This window comes from Nannocystis sp., assembly GCF_016714285.1.
In the GTDB taxonomy this organism is placed as follows: domain Bacteria; phylum Myxococcota_A; class Polyangia; order Nannocystales; family Nannocystaceae; genus Nannocystis.
The window spans coordinates 25,413-44,654 of record NZ_JADJNN010000028.1 but is presented as its reverse complement, the minus strand read 5'-3'; the positions used below and the strand labels follow the sequence as shown (position 1 = coordinate 44,654).

Sequence of the window (19,242 nt, the reverse complement as noted above, 5' to 3'; positions counted from 1 at the left end):
GCCGAGCTCGACCGTGACGTCGACAGAAGCGGGTGCGTCGAAACATCGAAGCGAATCGTCAGCTCGGACTTGCTGCTCGCGTGCCGAAGCTCAATCTCCAGCGTGGTCGGGCGTCGGCCCCCCGATTGATACGTGCGGCCTCGCCTCAGGTGGTCGGAAGATCGCGTGCCACCGCATCCATGCGCGCCGGGCCCGCTCCTTCCCCCGGGGGCGCCCGGGGCCGCCGGGGCCCCCCCCCCCGGCCCCCTCGCCGGCCCCCCCCCCCCCGCAGGGCCGGACGAACTCCGGAGCCGCCGCCCTCGGCGTCGCCGGAGCTCTCCAGGTGCCGAGGCTGGGCCGGAAGCCGGCCGCGTACAGCGAGACCTCGGCGGCCCGAGGCGGGAGGCGATGGCCGACGAGCACCAGCTGGCCCTCGAATTCATAGCTCTGGCTCTGCTCGAGGCTGTCGGCGACGAGGACGTGCTGCACCCACGCCCGTGCCCTGGCGGCGGCGCTCGGCTCCCACTGCCATGAACGATCGTCCATCACGCTCTCGGCGGTGCGCTCCACCAGGAGCCGCCCGAGTCGGACACTCTTCGCGTCGCCCGTGGTCTTGAGCGTGATGCCGTGCATGATGTGGATGTTGATCGTGCCCGGGTACACATAGTCCACGACCAGGCTATCGGCGTTGTACCCCACGAATAATCCGTTCAATTCGGTCGGGAACGTTTCAATCACAGCATCCCCTCCAATCCAGGCGGGAGAATCGTGGCGAGCGCTACTTCAGAGTCACCCGTCGCATCAGTGACGGCCGCGTCGCGCTTCTCCGCGGCGCTGGACAGCAGGTCGAACGGGATGCTGCGACCCCACCACGCCTGGCCGAACTCCTTGAGCGCGGTGAACTTCTCGCCGCTCGCGGGCGCCAGCTCGAGGAACCGCTGCCATCCCGCTCTTGTGGGCAGCAGGATCTTGCCGTCGCGGATCTCGTCGCCGGACGCCAGCGCGAGGCCCTTCGGCCCCTCGACGGGGACCACGTCGCGGCCGTCCTTGACGAGGCCGTCGCGCAGCGCGGGCTCGTAGCGCGGCCACCACTTCTCGAGCCACACGTCGCTCGCGCCGCGCCAGCGGAGCATGCTGTAGCGGCCGAAGCGGAAGACCTCGGGGATCTTCTTGTCGAGGGCCGCGGCGGTGGCGGTGTCGTCGTCGTCGGGCCAGGCGGGGCCGCCGGTGCGCGGGAGGTGGCCGGGGAGGAGCGGCGCGTCGTTGACGAGGCCGGTGTAGTTCACGAGCTGCCACGAGGGTGAGCCCGCCGCACGCAGGCCGATGCGCACGCCCTCGTCGGTGTCGACGATGCGCCCGAACTCGAGGTGATCGAGCTGCTCCGCGCCGGCCCTGGGGCGGGCGATACGCAGGCCCTCGTAGACCGGCGGGCCCGTGTCGGGGATGAGCACCTCGCGGTCGCGGGCCGCGTACATCCACGGCGCCCACGGCCACGCGTCCGCGTCGACGCGCTCGAGGTCCGCCAGGCGCAGCTCGCCCTCCTCCCGCAGCCGGGCGGCCGCCTCCGCGTCGTCGCTCACGCGGGCGGCACGGAAGCGGGCGGCCGCCTGACGATAGAGGCGCGTGGCCTCGAGGGCGATCCGCTTGCGGGCCTCCTCGGCCTGCCGGCGCCGCTTGTCCTCGAGCATCGCGCGGGTCTTGTCCTTGTCGCGCGAGATCATCAGCAGGATGTCCTCGGGCGTGAGCTGCTGCTGGGCCGCGGGGTTATTGGTGTCGCGGACCTGCGACTTGATGAGCTCGCCGAGCCAGCCGGCCTTGCCATCGATCAGGCTGAAGCGGTAGCCATCGGTCGAGCCATCGGCGAAGTAGTAGTAGATCTGGACGATGCCGAGCGTGTTGCCCTGGCGGACGGCCCGGCCGTTTCGCTGCTCGAGGTCCGCGGGTGTCCAGGGTAGATCGAGGTGGTGGAGCGAGCAGGTGCGGACCTGAAGATCGAGGCCCTCGTTCATGACCGAGTTACCAATGATGACGTCTTTCTTCGGGGTGATCGCGGTGTTGCTCGGTCCGCCGCAGGTGCCCGGCGGAGGCGGCTCGGAGGAGAGGCCGTTGAACTCGCGGGCGATGCGGAGGCGGTCGGCGGACTTGGTCTCGGCCGCGTTCATGACGGCGATGCGGTCACGCGGGATCCCGTGCTCCACGAGGATCTCGACGAGCCACAGGTGCACGGCGGTGGGTTCGCAGAAGATGAGGTGGCCGCAATGCGGGCTCGCGGCCACGCGCCGGGCGCACTCGACGAGCTTGGGGCTCGAGTACTGCGGACGCGGGAGCGTGACCTTGACGATCTCGACCTCCCCCTTCTTGTTGTAGCGACGGCGATCGACCACGCCGCCGGTGAGCGCGGTGCGGTAGTTGTAGCCGTCCTCGAGCGAGCCGTGCAGGGCGATCAGCGAGAGGCGCGCGAGCAGGCCGAGGATCACGTTGCCGGGGCTGCTGTCGGGGTTCGGGTTGCTGAGGATCTCCTCGATGCGGGCGACGTAATGGCGGTACTTCGCCTCCTGGACCTCGTCCATGGCGATCGTGATGGTCTCCACCACCGGGCGCGGCAGCTTGAGGCCGACCTCCTGGGCCGTGCGGAACTCGCCGTAGCGGAAGATCAGGGTGCGCAGGTCCTCGAGGTTCTTGAAGCCGGTGACGGCGCTGCGGCGAATGATCTCAAAGGTGGAGTCCAGCACCTCCCGGATCTCGATCTTGAGGAAACGGTCGATGAACTGCTCGGGGTCGCGGATCCCCGCGCGCGTGAAGGCGGTCGGGTCGACGAACTGGATCAGGTTGTAGAACTCGAGCGGGCTGTTCTTCGCGGGCGTCGCGGTGAGCAGCACGATGCCGGCGCCGCCGGTGCGGCGGCGGACCGCGGCGGCGCGGAAGTCGAGCTGCCAGGCGCGGTCGGAGCCGTCGCCGCCGCCGCCCATGAACTTCGGGACGCCGTCCTCGCGGGCCTGCGGCATGTGCAGGTTCTTGAAGCCCGCGGCCTCGTCGACGACGAGCATGTCGATGCCGATGTCGTCCCAGGCGATGCCGGGGTCGTAGGTCCAGTCGTTCGGCAGCGCGAGGATCTCCTCGATCCACGCCTTCACGCCGTGCTCGAGCAGCGCCTGGTCGCGCTCGCTGAGCTTGTCCTTCGCCTTCTCGTTTCTTGGCCTGCTCCTGGAGCGCCCGCCGGCGCAGGGCCACCGAGCGCTGGACCGCCTCGACCTCCTCGACGTAGCGGACGACGGCGGCCTCGTTCATCTTGGTCCGGGCGAGCGCGTCGTAGCTGAGCACCACGACGTCGGCCTGGCCGCTCTGCAGGAGCTGCCACTTCTGGGCCCGCTCCTGCGGCGTGTCGGTCTCCGAGGTCATCAGCCCCTTGCGATCGCCGCGGCTGATCCGCTTGCGCTTCGAGCCGATCACCAGGACGCGATAGTCGGGGAGCGTGCACAGGATGTCGTCGTGCCACTTCCACACCAGCGAACTCGGCACGAGGATCACGGGACGCCGGACCACGCCCTCCTGGCGCGCGCGGGCGATGATCATGAGGGCCGTGTAGGTCTTGCCGACGCCGACATCGAAGGCGATGAGGCCGCCGAGCAGATCGAGGACGCGACGGGCCCCGGCGATCTGGTGCGCCCGCGGCTTGGGTGCCCCGGCGCCCCAGCGGGCGATGTACAGGGGCTCGGCGCTGTAGGTCGGGACGATGCGCCCGCGGGCGGCCCGGTTGTAGGCGTTGGTGAGGGCCTCGCGGCGCTCCGGGTCGGCGGCGACGTATTGCACGAACGACTCGGCCCACTTCTTGGCCAGGGCGACCCGTCGATCACCGAGGCTCTGCTTCGCCGCGGCCTTCTCCTCCCTGGTCATCGGCGGGGCGTCCCGGTCGCGCTTCTCCTGCGGCGGCCGGAACATCTCCGGGTCGTGGTTGTAGTAGCCGAGGAAGGTCAGCACGTCGGGCGACACGGGCGGCGCGTCGGCGTCGATATAGTCGTAGCCGCGGATCTGGACGAAGCCGCCGACGCGCTCGAGCTCGATGCGGCCGTAGTTCGCGTTGAGCGTGTTCGAGAGCCAGCCGCTCACGAGGGCGAGGTCGATGTAGCCGTGGCGCGGGTCGATGTCGGTGATGTCCTCGAACACCGCCGGCTTGATCGCGTCGAGCAGGCGTCGGACCTGAACGCGGGCTTGCTCGTCGCCGCGGGCCGCACGGGCCTTTGCGCGGTCGTGGCGCGCCCACAGCTCATAGCCCGCGAGGTACGCGTCGCGGGGGTAGAGCTCATCCCACGCGTCCCCGTCGAGGTTCCACTCGGCTTTGAGCAGGGCCGCGAGCGCGTCCTCCCGCGAGCGGGTGCCGCCCTGTTTGGCGTGAAACTCGAGGAGCTTCTTGACCGACAGCTCGCGGTGGGTGCGAAACAGCAGCTCGGCCTGGGCCACGACGTCATCGGCGGGGCCGGCGAACTTGGGCTCGATCCGCGGCGGCTCGCCGAGCGCCGAGATCAGGGTGCCGCTCCGGTCGAAGGCGTTGAGGATCTGCTGGGCGGCCTGGAGGCCGCGCTTGCCGGCCAGCTCGCGCAGCTCGGCGGACCTCGCGGGGTTCCCAAAGCTGGCCGCGAAGTCTCGCAACGCGGCGTTCAGCTCGGGCCACAGCGCGTTCACCCGATCGGCCTCGTCGGCGCCCAGGGCTGCGAGGTAGCGGTCGACGCGGGCGCCAAGCTCGAGCGCGTGGCGCAGGTCGCCGACGACATCCACGGGGATGCCGTCGTCGCCGCGGACGACGGTCTGGAAGTTGCCCGCCTCTCGCGGGGCGATCACGTTGAGCACGCAGCTCGTGCAGACGGGTCGCGGGGCGAGGGGCGGGAGCCGTGTGGGCAGCTCGCCCGTCACCTTGTAGCGCCAGCTCGTCGTCTTGCCGGCCTCGTCCTCGCCGCTGAACGGGCCGTCCTCCACCCCGAGCAGGTGGTCCTTGTGCTGGGCGAAGTAGTCGCCCTCGTGGATGTAGCGGTCGGCCTCGTCGACCTCGGCAAGCTCGCCGCCGCGGCTGCGCCAGAAGATCATGTCCATCACGACGGAGGCGCCGGGCACGTTCTCGTGGCCCTTGCGGTCGTGGCTCGGCAGGCGGAAGGCGCCGAGCAGGTGGTTGCGAAGTAAGAGCTTCTCGCGCAGGCCCCGGTTGAGGCTGCCGCTCAGGAAGCCGGCGGGGACCAGGAACACGCCGATCCCGCCAGGGACCAGCAGATCGAGCGCGCGGCGCATGAAGTACGCGTAGGCGCGCTTCTCCTTGTAGAACTCGTCGGGGTCCTCGCGGGCCATCGCGCCCCGCTCGCCGTACGGCGGGTTCGAGACGATGAAGCCGATCGTGCCGCGCACGCGCGCCGACTCCTCGCGGATCCACCGCTCGAAGGGCATGTGGTAGAGGTCGATATCGGGGCGCAGCGCGCGGAGCAGCGTCGAACTGACCTTCGAGTATTCGACGGCGGTCCAGTGGATGCGCTTGATCTGGCCGCTGGCCTCGAGCGCCAGGCAGAGGCGCGCGCTGAACCCGCCGAGGAGCCGCCCGATGCCAGCGCTCGGCTCGAGCGCGTGCACCACACCGTCGGCGCCCGCGAGCTCGGCGAGCAGCGGGCACAGCGTCTCCGCGAGCGCCTTGGCGATCCGAGGTGGCGTGTAATACTCGTGGATCAGCCCGAAGGTCTCGGGGATGAGCTCGGGCGGGAGCTGGCTCTCCACCTTCTCGATCGAGAGGCCACCCCAGCCGGAGTAGCCCGCAAGGATCTGTCGTTCGGCGGCGGTGAAGTCCTTGGCCTCCTTGCTCAGGACCATCCGCATCGCCTGCAAGTTGGCCTCGCGCCGCCAGGAGACGCCGCGCAGATCGGGCTCCATCTCCTCGGGCTCGTCGGGGGTCATGGATGCACCAGCGAGGGCGCGTGCGCGGGCCCAGAACGCCATCGCGTAGCGGTCGATCCGCGAGCCTGAAGCCGTCACCTCGATCGCGGCGATCTTCTTCTCGGTCTCGACAGTGATGGGCCCCAGCGCGCCGAAGCCGGCGCGCAGGTGCACGGTGCCGCGCCAGTCGCGGATCGCGGCCGTCGAACCCCGGGCCATCACGACGAGGGACGGATAACGACGCAGGAGCGGCACCGCGTCCCACCCGGCCTCGCGCAGCAGCACCGCCTCGGCGCGCATGCGGACGAAGGTCAGGGCCATCTCGAGGGCGTCCGCCTCGGCCTGCGCCGTGGCGTCGGCGCGGGCCTCGGCGTCCGCCCTGGCGACGGCTCGCTCGACCATCCTGGTCATTCGCTGCTGGATCCGCCGCACGACGACGTCGTCGGGCTGGTCGTCCAGTGCCCGCTCCTCGGGCACGAGGGCGGCGTAGGCGGCGAAGTCGTAGTCGTACTTCGGGCGCTTGCCCTTCTTGAGCCGCTCGGACCCGAGGACCGCGGCCACCATCTCCGCGAGCGAGGCGCGGTGCTTGGAGACGAGGTTGATGATGAAGGCCGGCGAATACTTGTCCGCGAGCGACGCCTGCCACCCCGGAATGATCTGATCGAGCGCCTGTGCTGGTGTCATTGCGATCCCTCGGTTATCGTCGTCATAAACCTTCGATCCTGGCCTTGCGCGCGAGCCTCCACAGTTCGGTGGCGAACGGGGCCAGCGTCTCCCTGGTGTTCTTGGGCGGCGGGGCCTTCATGTCCTCCATCAAGGCGAGGACCTTCTCCTCGGCCTTGCGCATGTCGGCGAAGAGGTGATTGAGCGTGCCGCGGCGGTAGGGGTGGATGTGCAGTCCGCCCATGTGATCGCGGACCGCGATCACTGTGCCGCTGGCGATGATGGCGATCGCTGGCGCCCCGGGGATGAGCAGCGCGACCGGGTCCCACCCGCGCTCTCGCAGCAGCATCGCCTCGGCGCGTACCAGCACGTACTCGCGGGCGGTGTTCTGAAAGACGTCCCACTCGGGGCCGCCCTCCGCGAGCTGGCGATCGATCCGCGCGTGCAGACGCTTCAGCACGGCGGCGTCCTTCAGGAGCTCACGCGGCCGCTCACGCTCCACGATCGCGTTGTAGGCTGCGAAGTCCTCGGCGGTGTCCGGCGCCCCGCCGCCCCGCGCGCGGAGGATCGGCAGGGCATCGGCGAGGATCGTGGCGATCGCGTCGCCGTTCGCCTGCTCGAGCCTGACGATCTCGTCGAGCGAGAACCGGGCGGACAGCTCCGTCCGCCACCGCTCGACGGCCTCCTTGAGTCGATGCTCAGCGGCCACGTCGCTCCTTCGTGGGCTCCTGTGGCCCGGTGGTAGTGGGCTCAGCAGGAGGCGAGTCGCAGGCGAGCCACGCGGCGGAGTAGTAGAAGATCTGGACGTTGTCCGGCCTGTGGCCGTGACGGATAGCCCGGCCGCCTCGCTGCTCGAGGTCCACGGGGGCTTTGAGTCGATCAGCGGCCATGGGGCTCCTTGCCGGGCGCTGCGGGCTTGAGGGGCTTGACGGGTAGCCCGACCTCGGCGGCTTCACGCAATGACACGAACGCGAGGATGCACAGCCGCAGATCGTCCAGTGACTTGAACCCGACTCGCTCGTCGGCGCGATGGCTCATGACTTCGTGCCTCCGACGTCCTCGCTGTGGGCATGCTCGTGCTCATGCGGGGCGTGCCCATGTTTGTGCTGGCAAGGGCCGCACGCGCACGTGGAGCCGCATCCGCCGCAGGAGGCGGGCGCGGCGTGTGCCACCCGGCGGGCGTGTCGTGGACGCTGAGCTGGCCGCGCTCGACCCACGTCCTGGCCATGGAGACCAGGACGCCGGGCGCGGCCGAGACCTCGTAGAGCGAGCCGCGCTGCTCTGGCAGCGGCGGGCGATCGCCGAGTAGCGAGCATGCGACCACGCCGCTCGCGCCGAGAATGCGCCAGCCGCCGTCCTGCATTTCCACGACATCGTGCGTATGGGCGATGTTACGAAGCGCCTGACTGTCGACATAGCGACGGCCCGCCCCGACGTATAACGCCCCTGGTGTGATCTTGCCCATTGATTACCTCCTACCCACGAATGTGCGCTGATGCGCACTGTGACAGCGCGCGCTAATCGTCGTCGTCAGTGACCAGCGACTTGACCTGCGCTCGGAGGCTGCGGAGCGCCTCCTCCTCATCCGTCGCCGAATGCGCCTCCGGCTCCTTCTGCGGCGCCTCGGACGGCGCCTCCGGCTCCTTCTTCGGCTTCCGCTCGCCGCGCGGCGGCGGGTCGTCCATGCTCGCGTCGGGCGGGCAGAATGCATTGACCTGCTCCGGCGTGATCTCGGATTCACGCATGCCGCGGTCGTGCAGCCGCTGGGCCACCTCTTTGGCGGCGGGCAACTTTCTATAGCAACCGAGGCGCTCGGGGAGCTCGTTACGCCGCTCGAAGAACAGCGCCCAGACGCCGTTGTTGAGGACCTTGAATTGGCCGGACCCCGAGCGCGCAAAGAAGCCGTCGTACCCCGCGTCCCGGGTCGCCTTCCACTCGAGCGTGCTCGTCTTGCGAGCCCGATTGGCCTGACGCCGCTCCGGGGGCCCCTCGTTCGCCGGCTCGGGCTCCCGCGGCGCTGGCTTGGCAGCGGCGGGCTCGCGTGGCGTCGACTTCGTCTCCGCGACGGGTTCGTGTGGCGGTGCGCTCCGCTCGGTGGCGGGCTCGCGGCTGCGCTCCCTGGACGCCTCGCGCGGCGCGGGTCTCTCCGCGGCCGGCTTGCTGGCGCGTTTGCCCGGCTCGCAGCGCACCGTGCCATTGGCTTGTTGCTCGATGACGACGGTCTCGCCGGTCTCCTCCTCTTCCAGCGTCACCTTTACGTGTTGCAGTCCCCACTTCATGATCAACCTCCTTGAGCTCTGACGTGTTTGATTCCGAGGGCGAGCGCGATCGATGAGACCAGCGCGGCGCCGCCGTAGATCGCGGGCTTGACCCACGCGGGTCGGTCCGTGGTGCTACCCGGATTTGGATCGAAGGCCAGGCCGCCCTGGGCCGGGAGCGGACGCGCGGGCGCGGGCTGCTTCGGGTCGAGCGGCTGACCCGCGGATTTCGGGTTGGCTCCGAACTTGGCCATCGCGGCCGCGCGCTGCATCGCGGTCGTCGGTACGCCGGCCGTGCGCAGGGCGTCGGCGTACTCCTTGTCGACCTCGCGCACGGTCTCGTACTCGACCTTCATGCGGTCGGGGTGGGTGAGCAGGCGCTTGCGCATCTCGATGCAGTAGTCACGCAGCACGGCGTTGCCGGGGCCGGCGAACGCGGCGTAGGCCGGGCGACCGTCGACCGCCACGGGCCGCACATAGGCGCAGTCGAGGCTGCGTGAGAGTCGTCGGCGCTGGAGCTGCGCGACCGCCTGAACGGCGGGCGTGATGATCGCGTCGTCGGCCCGGCGGTACTTCGAGAGCAGCAGATCGCCGGGGGGCCACGGGACGCAGAACCGGCCCTTGCCGTTCATGTAGGGGGACGGCGGCGGGGCCGTGTAGGCGCCGGTCTTGGCGTCGCGCAGCCACTTGCGGGCCAGGTCGTTGCCGTCGACGCGGACGCCGTTGACCTCGCCCTCCGTGAACATGCACGGGGTCCGTGAGGCCGCGGTCGCAAGGGCGCCGGTCTTGAAGGTGCCGTCCGTGACGAGGGGGACGATCGATCCGTCGGTGGCGTTGGGGCAGATGATGCCCGAGGCGTTGGCGCCGAGGCGCCACTCGCCGTGGACCTCGCGCGCGAGGTAGGGGAGGAGGTAGTCGCCGTGGCCCTGCTCCATCGCAGATGTGTAGAGCGCGGTGAACCAGTCGCGCCACATGGTCTCGAGCTTCGCGCAGTCGACCTTGTACGCGTCCGGGCCGCCCGCTGCGACCTGCTGCCAGGTGGCACCGGCGAGCTGTTGCAGGGCGGGGAAGAAGTCGCCGGTCTGCGTGAAGTCGCCGTAGCGGTGGATCAGGGTGGCGTCGTTGTAGAAGCGCAGCGAGGCGGCGGCGCCCTGCGGTCGGCCGCGGTATTGGAGGAGGCCGGCGACGCGGAACGTGCCCGGGATGCAGCCGTACATGCCGTTGTAGGCGACGGTCTTGTTGGTGAAGGGGGCGAGGACCTGGCCGAGCACGGTCTTGCCGTCTTTCTCGACGCCGTCGAGCAGGGACCAGGACGTCGCCTTCGTCGGCGGCGCGAACATCGGGGTCCAGTCCACGCCGGGGCCGTCGATGTTGATGAAGGTGCGGACCCATTCCTGGTCGACGTCGCGGTTGTATCTTCCCCAGGGCAGCCTGGCCTCGCTGCTCAGGGGGACGTGGTCATCGGCGGCCAGCCCCTTGAACAGGCCCGCGAGCGGCTTGCCGATGCCGACCACGATTCCGATGATCCAGCCGGCGACCGGGACCGCCGAGATCGGCGTTCAAGCGCGATGTCGATCGCACACTCGCCATGGCCCCGAGCAACTGTGCAGGGTCCGCCGTGAGCGCGAAGGGCACCGGCGAGGAGCCCGGCGATCGCGTCGGTCTTGGCGGGTTGATCCACGCGACCTTCCCCCCAGGCCTCAGCGAGAAGATCGCCGCTGAGCGTCGCCTTCTTCTTCCACAGTAGCTGAGTCGCTTGATTCCAGGCCTCGGCGCCTGCTTGGCTGAATCATCGCTTCCCCAACGGTGGTTTGGGCCCCCTTGGGCGCGCATCATGAGCGCCTCGAACGCAGGTTCGCCTGAGCCTCGTCACCCGGGAAACGGGCTCAGGAACAAGTCTGGGACCCGGTCGAAGATTCGGTTGTTTGGGTCGATGATCATGAGGCACTCTCGCAAACACCGACGCCGCATTTCATTGGTGCGCCGAGGGTCTGAGGGGCAGGCCAGCGTCGTCTCTTCACAGACGATCCGGCACACGCCCTGCGCCCTGCATTCATGGCGGTATCCTTCGATCGTGCGGCAGTCGTTGTCCGCTTCGCAGAGCTCGGCGCAATAACCGGTGGAGCACTCCAGCCCCTCGGCGCATTCCACGTCGCCGCACGCCTCGCCGAACTGAGCGCCGGTCGGCTCGTCGTCCTTGCAGCCGACGCCGACACCGAGGAGGAACATGAGGGGGATGAGGAGGGTGGGCTTGAACATGCAGGTACGGTAGCCCTGCGCGGTCTCGCCCGTCCAGCGTTCAAACTGCACGGGCGGCCTCCTCTCCGTGCTCGCGGAGGCAGGGGTCGGCCGAGCTCCGCACGAGGTTCTGGATCTCGGCGGACAGGGTGGGCAGGTCGCGGAGGACCGCGAGGCGGACCGCGAAGAAGCACGCGAAGCGGCGCAGCACGTGGTTGTAGGCAGGCGCGGAGACCCGGCCGCGTGGGCCGTCGAGGCCGGCGACGTGGAGGCTGCCCTGGTGGACGTGCAGGAAGCCGTTGCGGCGGTAGAGCTGCCCGGCCTCCAGGCGGCCGGGCGAGTACACCGGCAGGCGCGCGACGAGCGGGGCGGTGTGCTCGTTGAAATGCTGGTAGATCGCGGCGACCTGGCGGGCGTCCTGTCGCAGGTTGGTGGCGGGCTCCATCAAGCTGACGGCGAGCCGCAGGCCCTCGACCGCCGGCAGCGTGGACGACGAGACCCACCGCATTCCCGGGCCGCCGCCGTCGAGGCGCGAGCTGTAGACCCACGGGAAGGTGCCGAGGTGCAGCACGAGCGGCGTCTGCCAGCCGCACGTGCTCGCGGCGCGGGGGCGTGGGCCCTCCCAACCCTCGCCGAAGTAGGCCGGCGCGGTGTCGGGATAGAAGGCGCGGAGCGACTGCTCGCCATCGCTGTAGCATGCGCCCATCGGCAGCGTCGTGGGTCGGCGCTCGCCCGCCACAGCTCGCCGCGCTCAAGGCCGAGGGCGCCGAGCTGCTTGATGGCGGCGAGCTGCACGCGGGCCTGGGCGTCGCTCACGCCCGGTCGGCTGTCTCGCAGCGACCGCTCGAACGCCGCGAGCCCGGCCTCGCGCACCGCCGTGATCGGGTCCTCGCCGCGCACGGTTGGCGTCGCGGCGAATTGCTGGGAGAACGCGAGCAGCTCCGCGAGCGCCTTCCACTGGTTGCCAAACCAGGATTGCACGTCGACCCGCGAGCGGAGCCCGAAGTCGCCGACGAGCCCCGCGAGTCGGTCGATGTCCGCGCCGTAACATGTGAGCGTGGGATTCACAGCAGCTCCTTGGGCAGGGGCGCCGACGAGGCCGGCGAACACGGCGGGGACCCCGGGCCAGGCCGAAGGATCGAGCTTGGCCGGGATGGTCTGCGCGTCGGCGAGGTCGATACCCAGCTTCTCCGCATCGGCGAGGAAGCGGGCGCGCACCTCGTTGTATTTGGAGCCCCCGCGGCTGGCACCGAGCAGCCCAGGGTTGGCCCAGCCCACCTTGATGTCGGCGACGTCGTCGACGCGGTAGTGCTTCAAGATCCGCTGCATGTACACGGCGGCGCCGAAGGCCGCGGCCCGCGGCTGGAACACGATCTCCGGCGGCGCGTTCAGGAGCGGCGCCTTCGCCCCGACCTCGGGCACGCCGGTCCAGAGGAAGTACGGCGCCAGCGCACCGAACAGGCCGCCGCTGCCGAAGGCGGCCGCCTGTTCGCCGTAGCGAAGCGGCGGGTTGCGGTCCTTGTTGTTGGTGTAGGCTGCCAGCGAATCGTCGCGCTCGTCCTGCTCGTTGGCGGCGTTGCCGTTGTGGGCCGTGGTGATAAAGGCCGACTCGCGCGAGGCGACGATGGCCAGGTAGCGGGCAGCCCCGGGGATGCGCGCTACCTCCTCGACGAGCTGACAAAGCGGGCGCAGGTCGAAGGGGGTCTCGCCCCAGTTGCGCGAGAGGTCGCCGGTGACGTCGGCGGCCGTCGGCAGCGGCGGCAGGTCGATCTTCGGGGCGGGCCCTGGACCGGCAGGCGCGGGTCCAGGGATCGGCGCAGGCACGGTCGACGCAGCGCTCGCGCGCCGGCTGAAGAAGAGCGCACCGCCGGCGATCCCGGTGACGCCGATCGCGGTGGTGAGCGTGATCCAGGTGCTGCGATTCATCGCTTCATCGCCTCCCGCGCCTGGCGCTCCAGCTCGGCCTCGAGGCGCTGACTCTTGCTGTCCCGGGTCAGCGCGTAGACGGTGACGCTCGTGGCGACCAGCGCCGTGGCGCCGGCCGCCAGCACCGCGGGCTGCTTCCACAGCGGCACGGTCGTTTGCGTGGCCGGCACGCCCGGCGTCGGCGCGGGGGCTCCGCCCTGCGCCGGGGCGCCGCTCGTGGCCCCCGCGTCCTGACCCTCCTTGGGGGTGGTGCTCGGCAGCGCCCAACCCTGCGGCCGAATGTACCGGCGGATCGTCACCGTGTCCCAGCGGTCGAGCGCGACCTGCAGGGGCTCCCACGCGGCCCCTCGGGCGTGTTGCGGTCCGGGAGCTTGTTGCCCGGGTCGGCGTCGGCGCTGTCGACCTGGCCGCGCAGGAGCAGCAGCAGCGCCGGGGTGGCGGGCGGCTGCGGCACGCCGAGGTTGCCGACGCCGCCGCCGCCGCCGCGAGGCCGCACGTCGAGCGGCGGGCGGGCGGGCGCCTGCACGGCGCTCCATGGCCACGCGCTCGTCGGCATCGCCTGCACGCGCGCCATGAAGGCCGCGCGCGTCGTGTCCGACGCATCGTCGTAGGCGGCCTTGATGAGCAGGGCGACGTCCTGCTCGCGGAGCAGCCGCTCCGGGCCGGCGACGGTCCGCCTGGGGGTCGTCGTCAGACCCATGAGTGTGACCAGGCGATGTCGATCGAGCAGTGGCATGGTTAGAGGCCCCCCTCGTATCGACCGCGGAGACGATCGCCGGGGAACACGCGGACGATCTCGATGTCGGCGACCAGCCGGGCACCCGCGACAGCCGGAGCCGCCTCGAGGCCGATCATGTCGTCGTGGCTGACGAACAGCACCTTCGACCACAGCACCGTGGTGAGGCCGGACTCGACCTCGCGCGCCTCCCGGGTCTCCGCGTCGATGAGGTGCAGCTTGCCGCCCACCGCACCGTTGCCCGCGTAGCGCACCGTCAGGTAGACGCCCTGGTGGCGCGGGTACAGGGACAGCTGCGACGTGGGGATCGGGCCGATGTTGTTCTCGTTGGTGACGAGCAGGCCGCTCGACGGGTTGAAGACGAAGTTGGGCGCCCACGGCACCCCGGTGGGGTTCGGGGCGAAGGGCACCCCGGTCTCGCGGATGAAGCGCAGGCGCCGGACCTGCGCGAAGGTCTCGTGGCCGAGGGCGTATTGCACGTTGTCGCCCTCGTTGAGTTCGTTGACGATGAGCACCACCTGGGCTCGACCGCCCTCCTGGGTGAGCAGGGCGATCCGATCGCCCGGGAAGACGAGCACGTGCTGCACGTACGGCGTCAGCTGGATCTCCTCGCGGATCGAGTTCAGCGGGTCCGACGCGAGGACGCGGGCGATCGACTGCGGGTTGAACGACGAGCCGGCGAAGCCGACCAGCTTCGGGCTCGCGTCGCTGAACAGGCCGAAGAGCGTCGAGTCGATGACGCCGGCCGGGCCGGACACGTTGGTCTTGTAGTAACGCTGGCCGGAGACGGTGAAGTCGTCCCGGCTCTGCGGCATCGGCGAGACGCCGTCGAAGTCGCCGTCCTTGTTGAGCTCGATGTACAGTGGTTCGGTCATGACGTTCCTTTCTCCGAGGCCGGGCCCGCGTGCGAGGCGGGCCCGGCCCTGGCATCACATCGGCGCGGCCCCGGGGGTGACGCAGCCGCAGCGCTTCTTGCAGAGCGCGTAGAACTCCTTGTTGTTGTAATAGACGGTCACGAAGGCCGAATCGAGGTTGTTGGCGGCGCCGTTGTTCCTGATCACCAGGGCGAGCGTCTCGAGGCTGCCGATGTCGATCGAGGCGTTGCGGTACTCGGGGAAGGGCACGTGGATCTGCGTGCCGTCCTTGTTCAGGAACTGGTTGCCGCGCATCTGCGAGCCGACCTCGAGGCCGAGGCCCGTGCTCACGCCGCCGGGGAAGAGATAGAATTGCAGCGTGAAATCCAGGTAATTATTCGCGCCACCCGCCAAATTCATGTCGATGGCGATCTTCGTCGGCGTGTACCCCGGCCGCGACTTGTGGGTCAGGCGGATCATCTTGCCGGGCGGCACCGGGAAGGCGTTGACGAAGTCGCCGCCGAGCCCGGTCACGATGTCCTCGAGGTTGACCTGCGCGTTGTCGCTGTACTCGTCGAGCGTGCGCTGCGAGTAGTTGACCTGGCCGGGGCACACGTAGCCCTGCATGAACATGTCGGTCGCGTCGCAGCGCTGGCTGATGCTCCGGCACTGCCCCTCGACCTTCGCCACGCACGACTGGATGTAGGGGAACTGCTCGGCGCATTGCACCAAGCGGTCGATCGCCCCGGGCATGCACAGCAGCACCCTCAGCTTGTCCAGGGCATCCTGGCTGAAGACGACCTCACCATCGCGGCCGAGCATCTCGACCGGAACCAACTTGCCAATGTTGCTCATCGCATCTTCTCCTTGTTGAACACGCAAAAGGACCCTCATCCCGCGCCCGAGGACGCGGAAAACCATGACTGTACGTAATCGATTTAAGTAGACCGGACCTTCAGCCCGGTTTGGTTCCGGCCCCTCGGAGCAGCGCAGCGAGCTGCTGCTCGGGGTTTTGGGCCGGGCGGGCAGCGGCGCCGCGCATCAACACGTCAAACTGCTCGTCCACGGTCGCGGCGTCCATCGGCGAGCTCGCCGGGGTGCTGGCCACCGTCGGTGGGGGCGTCGCCGTCGGTGTGGTGACGAGGACCGGGTTGCTGTGGATCGCCCACGAGAGGACCAAGATGTCGCCGACGCTGCCGCGGACCTCGTCGGCGTTGGCCTCGAACTTGTACTCGAGGCCCTGGGCGTCGACCGCCTCGATCCGCGCTCGCGCCGAGTGCCCGGAGCGGATGGCCCGGATGTGCGCGAGGATCACCCCGGTCATGGCGCGGGCTCCTTCGGGAACAGGTGGCTGTAGAGCTGCGCCCCCGCCAGGTAGGTGGCCCCGCCGGCGACCAGCGCGGCGCGGCCAGGGAGGCCGAGCGGGGCCGCCAGCCCCGCCAGCATCGTCAGCAGGCCGAGCCCGCCGACCGGGGACACGCCGTACATGCTCGGGTTGCCGAGCGTGCGCTGGAGCAGCGCCCCGGCCACGGCGCCCGAGGCGGCCGACGCGGCCACCATGAGCGTGTCGATCGCCCGTCCCTGGCGCATCGCCCTGACGATGTCCGTGGCCTCGCTGTCGCTTTCTGCGTTGCGGATCGTCTGGGCGGTCTGCATGTCCTGCCCGCTGTAGTATGTAGTGACTGCTTCGGTCATCGCCGTGCCGAGGGAACGCGCCGCGTTCCCCATCATTTGGCCGCTCGACATCACTCCGACAGTATGTCTTCTCATTTCTTCCTCCCTTCGTGTCTTCCCTGCCATAGATTGTTCACACGATTCATCACGCCGTCGTTGGACGTGTCCATCATCAGTGTAACCGGCCCCCGCCGAGGGCGCGAGGGTTCGAGGCTCCGCTTGACCTTCGCCACGGTGACGGCTCGATCGATCGCGTCGATGTCATCGAGGCTCTGGTGGAGCAGGCTCCGGGCCCGGATGCCCTCCTCGAGCACCACCCGGTTCTGGGCCTGAACGAGCAGGCCGAACTCCCGGGCGCTATGGATGTGGAGCCGACGCAGTTCGCTGCAGTCCCGGCGCATCTCCTCCAGACCCATCGCCAGGACCCCCAGGGCCTCCTTCACGTCCGCGGGCGCCAGGTCCCGCGTCAGCCGGGACGACGCGTCGCGCACCTCGGCCGTCTGGTAGAGCAGCGAGGCCCGCTGCTCCGGCGGGAGCTCCTCACCGTCGATGTAGAGCGGGTGGTCGGGCATCGACTCGATCATCTCGACCACGCGGCGCACGAGCTCGGCGTTCGGTACCCAGAGGTTTCGAACGAGCTCCCCGCTGACTGATGTGACGACGATTCGCGGCACCGGACCCTGAGAAACCACCGATGCCAGGTTTTTCCGGAGGCCGTGAGAAGTATTTTCGCCCGCTGCGGGCAATAGCGATAGTGGGTAGATACGCCCGCGGGCTGATTCGTGCTCACCCGAGCCCTTATTTGCCGTTCAAGTGCGCCGGATGTCCTCGGCATTTGTTGCGCAAGTCGAGCCAAGCGCCCGCCAAGTGCGAGGTAAACGCAGTTATATCGCCTCCATCTGATCAGCGCAGATAGGCGCGCAAATTGAGTCTGGACGCTGCTGGGGCCGTCGCGTAGCGTCTGCCGTGTTGTGGCGCATCGTCTCGACCCGCTGATCCAGCGTGTACATGAGGAGCACCGCGAGTATCTCGCTCGCGGCGCTGGCGTGCCGCTCCGTCGACTGCGCGTCGACGCTGGCGTGATCGCCATCTGCGGCGATAGCGATGGCCTCGACCGCCGGGGCCGTCAGGCGATCACCTTCGTCCGACCGGACGGGCGGCTCACGCTCCTCACGCTCGCCGACGCGGCGGACGTGGACGCGCAGTGCGTCAGGTACAAGGCCGCTCCGCTCGCGCTGGTCGAGCCCTTCCGGGTGTTCTTTCGCGGCAAGCCCCGCGAGTTTCGGGCGACGGCGAGGCCGTTCCTCATGGGCGTGTGCGACTGCGAGGGCGAGACCATCCTCGTCGCCTCTATAGACGGTGGGCTGCTGTTCTGCGTCACCGTCGCCGACGGTGCGACCCGCACCTGGGCCCGCTTCGCGGAGGCGAGCTGGGCGCCCTTCGATCTGGACAACGCCCTGCGGATCCAGAGCGGGGAGGACCCCGTCGAGCAGCCGCAGGCCCCGCGTGCCCGGGGGAAGGGGCGAGCGCCGTCGCGGCAGGTCGAGGACTGCGACGACGTGGTCCAGGAGCACCACGAGCGCCTCGCCGCGGGGGTCGTCGCGGAGCAGCGGTGCATGTCGATCCTGGCGATCGCCTTCGAGCAGCTCCACCAGAAGGCCCAGCTGCCGAACGCCGCGTTCGCCGGCCGCTACCTCGAGGGCCGCAAGGAGACCGCCGCTGTCACGGCCGGGCTCCTGAAGGCGATCGCTGGCGGCTGCGGCGACCTGGGCGGGCGAGAGAGAGACATGCGCGAGACCCTGAGGGCATACGGCGTCGTGCTCCCGAGGGGCGCCCTCGCTGCGGTGCTGCGTATCTTCCTGCTGCTCGGCTGCCCGCTTGTGTCGCAACCTGAACCCGCGAAGGGCAGGAAGATCTCGAAGCGGTGGAATGTCGACGTGGTGGCCGCGCTGGACCCGAAGAACCCGAAGCACCTCTCGTTGCTCGAGTGGACCGACACGCCGCTGCGCAGGCGATCGACGCTCGCGGCCGAGGGTCCCCCGGGCGACGCGCAGGGGTCTGGATCAGCGGCGGCGGGAACGGAGCAGCAGGCGCAGGCGAACGAGCCGGCGGCGCCCGCCGAAGCGGCGGCCGGTGAGCCAGCGGACCCGGTGCCTGGTACGAGTAGCGCCGCTGCGGCCGACACGTCCGCCCGGCGAGGTTCGCCGTCGGAGCCGATACAGGCGTGTATCGCCCTCGTGCTCGGCACCCTGTCCCTGATGACCCAGGAGATCGTGCGGCTGCATCAGCGCCTCGATGCAGTGATCCAGGTGGCCGACGTCCCGGACATACCTGCGACCCAGGCGGCGGATGAGGGGCCGCGCGGGCCGGATGGTGCTGGGGCCGACGAGCAGGGGCGGGCGGACGCTCACCAGCATGAAGAGCAGCGCGGCGAGGGCCAACAACGAAGCGTCGACGACAGGGCGGCCGCTGTCGACGACAGCAGGGCGGCCGCTGTCGACGGCGACTCCGAGGCCGCCCACGAGCCTGAAGACGGCGAAGCCGGGGCGGCGAGCTCCGACATCCACGCGAGCGCGTATGTCGACGTGGACCCCAACACCGACGCGGCCCCGCATACGGACGCCGACGTGGGCCCGCATCCTATCGACGCAGGTCGCCCCGATATCGGGCCAAGCGCCAACACGCTCTTGAAGCGCACTGCGGGTGGGTGGGCCCTGAGCCTGGATCGCTGGAGCTTCGCCACCGTCGTGTTCATGGCGCTGTTCGAGGTCGAGGACCCGAGGCTGGTCCAGGCCGTGGTGCGAAGTGTCATCGCATGGTCGGCCGAGTCGGGATCCGTCGAATCGAGCGGCGAGCACTGGGTGCTGTGCCACCCCGAGACAGGCGCCCTCCACGGCCTCGCCTGCGCCGAACAACTACGGCCCGCCGAGGTCTGGCTAGGAGCGCAGCCAGAATGTGGTGACACGGGTCCCCGAGGGCCGCCGCCACTGGGTTGAGCCGGCACGGC

18 protein-coding genes are annotated in these 19,242 nt (G+C 69.8%); 1 reads left to right on the top strand and 17 read right to left on the bottom strand.

The features are described from left to right. Positions 1-90: 90 nt before the first annotated feature. From IPJ59_RS31150 to IPJ59_RS31070, 17 genes are all read right to left on the bottom strand, one after another. Entirely contained in the window at positions 91-651 is a 561-nt protein-coding gene (locus tag IPJ59_RS31150) for a hypothetical protein (RefSeq protein ID WP_293274699.1), read from the bottom strand. A gap of 62 nt (positions 652-713) precedes the next feature. Beyond that, positions 714-2,804, bottom strand: a complete 2,091-nt coding sequence (locus tag IPJ59_RS31145) for a helicase-related protein (RefSeq protein WP_293274729.1) — start codon at positions 2,802-2,804, stop codon at positions 714-716. Then, entirely contained in the window at positions 2,692-6,570 is a 3,879-nt protein-coding gene (locus IPJ59_RS31140) for an Eco57I restriction-modification methylase domain-containing protein (protein ID WP_293274698.1), read from the bottom strand. Before IPJ59_RS31140 ends, IPJ59_RS31145 begins: the two co-directional genes overlap by 113 nt. A 22-nt stretch (positions 6,571-6,592) precedes the next feature. Beyond that, positions 6,593-7,258: a hypothetical protein gene (locus IPJ59_RS31135; protein ID WP_293274697.1), complete on the bottom strand. Its 666-nt coding sequence runs from the start codon at positions 7,256-7,258 to the stop codon at positions 6,593-6,595. 170 nt (positions 7,259-7,428) lie between these two features. Beyond that, positions 7,429-7,587 carry a hypothetical protein gene (locus IPJ59_RS31130; protein WP_293274696.1) on the bottom strand — a complete coding sequence of 53 codons (159 nt, stop codon included), beginning with the start codon at positions 7,585-7,587 and terminating at the stop codon, positions 7,429-7,431. Between the two features lie 479 nt (positions 7,588-8,066). Next, the gene (locus tag IPJ59_RS31125) at positions 8,067-8,828 is read right to left on the bottom strand and encodes a hypothetical protein (protein WP_293274694.1); all 762 of its coding nucleotides are present in this window, start codon (positions 8,826-8,828) and stop codon (positions 8,067-8,069) included. 2 nt (positions 8,829-8,830) lie between these two features. After that, complete coding sequence (locus IPJ59_RS31120; RefSeq protein WP_293274692.1) at positions 8,831-10,321, bottom strand: hypothetical protein; 1,491 nt, start codon at positions 10,319-10,321, stop codon at positions 8,831-8,833. 355 nt (positions 10,322-10,676) lie between these two features. Beyond that, positions 10,677-11,117 carry a hypothetical protein gene (locus IPJ59_RS31115; RefSeq protein ID WP_293274691.1) on the bottom strand — a complete coding sequence of 147 codons (441 nt, stop codon included), beginning with the start codon at positions 11,115-11,117 and terminating at the stop codon, positions 10,677-10,679. Then, positions 11,107-11,490: a hypothetical protein gene (locus IPJ59_RS31110; RefSeq protein WP_293274689.1), complete on the bottom strand. Its 384-nt coding sequence runs from the start codon at positions 11,488-11,490 to the stop codon at positions 11,107-11,109. The genes IPJ59_RS31115 and IPJ59_RS31110 overlap by 11 nt, the downstream gene beginning before the upstream one ends. Beyond that, positions 11,490-12,971, bottom strand: coding sequence for a hypothetical protein (locus IPJ59_RS31105; RefSeq protein WP_293274687.1), 1,482 nt, complete (start codon positions 12,969-12,971; stop codon positions 11,490-11,492). Before IPJ59_RS31105 ends, IPJ59_RS31110 begins: the two co-directional genes overlap by 1 nt. After that, positions 12,968-13,270 (bottom strand): hypothetical protein, encoded by a 303-nt coding sequence (locus IPJ59_RS31100; RefSeq protein WP_293274685.1) that lies wholly within the window; start codon positions 13,268-13,270, stop codon positions 12,968-12,970. The genes IPJ59_RS31105 and IPJ59_RS31100 overlap by 4 nt, the downstream gene beginning before the upstream one ends. After that, positions 13,267-13,707: a hypothetical protein gene (locus IPJ59_RS31095; protein WP_293274684.1), complete on the bottom strand. Its 441-nt coding sequence runs from the start codon at positions 13,705-13,707 to the stop codon at positions 13,267-13,269. The genes IPJ59_RS31100 and IPJ59_RS31095 overlap by 4 nt, the downstream gene beginning before the upstream one ends. Before the next feature lie 2 nt (positions 13,708-13,709). Further along, the gene (locus IPJ59_RS31090; RefSeq protein WP_293274682.1) at positions 13,710-14,582 is read right to left on the bottom strand and encodes a hypothetical protein; all 873 of its coding nucleotides are present in this window, start codon (positions 14,580-14,582) and stop codon (positions 13,710-13,712) included. A gap of 54 nt (positions 14,583-14,636) precedes the next feature. Then, on the bottom strand, positions 14,637-15,416 hold the full coding sequence (locus IPJ59_RS31085) for a hypothetical protein (RefSeq protein ID WP_293274680.1): 780 nt from the start codon (positions 15,414-15,416) through the stop codon (positions 14,637-14,639). A 100-nt stretch (positions 15,417-15,516) separates the two neighbouring features. Further along, positions 15,517-15,885, bottom strand: coding sequence for a hypothetical protein (locus IPJ59_RS31080; protein ID WP_293274679.1), 369 nt, complete (start codon positions 15,883-15,885; stop codon positions 15,517-15,519). Further along, positions 15,882-16,256: a hypothetical protein gene (locus IPJ59_RS31075; RefSeq protein WP_293274678.1), complete on the bottom strand. Its 375-nt coding sequence runs from the start codon at positions 16,254-16,256 to the stop codon at positions 15,882-15,884. Before IPJ59_RS31075 ends, IPJ59_RS31080 begins: the two co-directional genes overlap by 4 nt. 71 nt (positions 16,257-16,327) lie before the next feature. Further along, on the bottom strand, positions 16,328-16,909 hold the full coding sequence (locus IPJ59_RS31070; RefSeq protein WP_293274676.1) for a hypothetical protein: 582 nt from the start codon (positions 16,907-16,909) through the stop codon (positions 16,328-16,330). 297 nt (positions 16,910-17,206) lie between these two features. Here IPJ59_RS31070 and IPJ59_RS31065 point away from each other — a divergent pair, with 297 nt between their 5' ends. Then, the gene (locus tag IPJ59_RS31065; RefSeq protein WP_293274674.1) at positions 17,207-19,231 is read left to right on the top strand and encodes a hypothetical protein; all 2,025 of its coding nucleotides are present in this window, start codon (positions 17,207-17,209) and stop codon (positions 19,229-19,231) included. Positions 19,232-19,242: the final 11 nt, after the last annotated feature.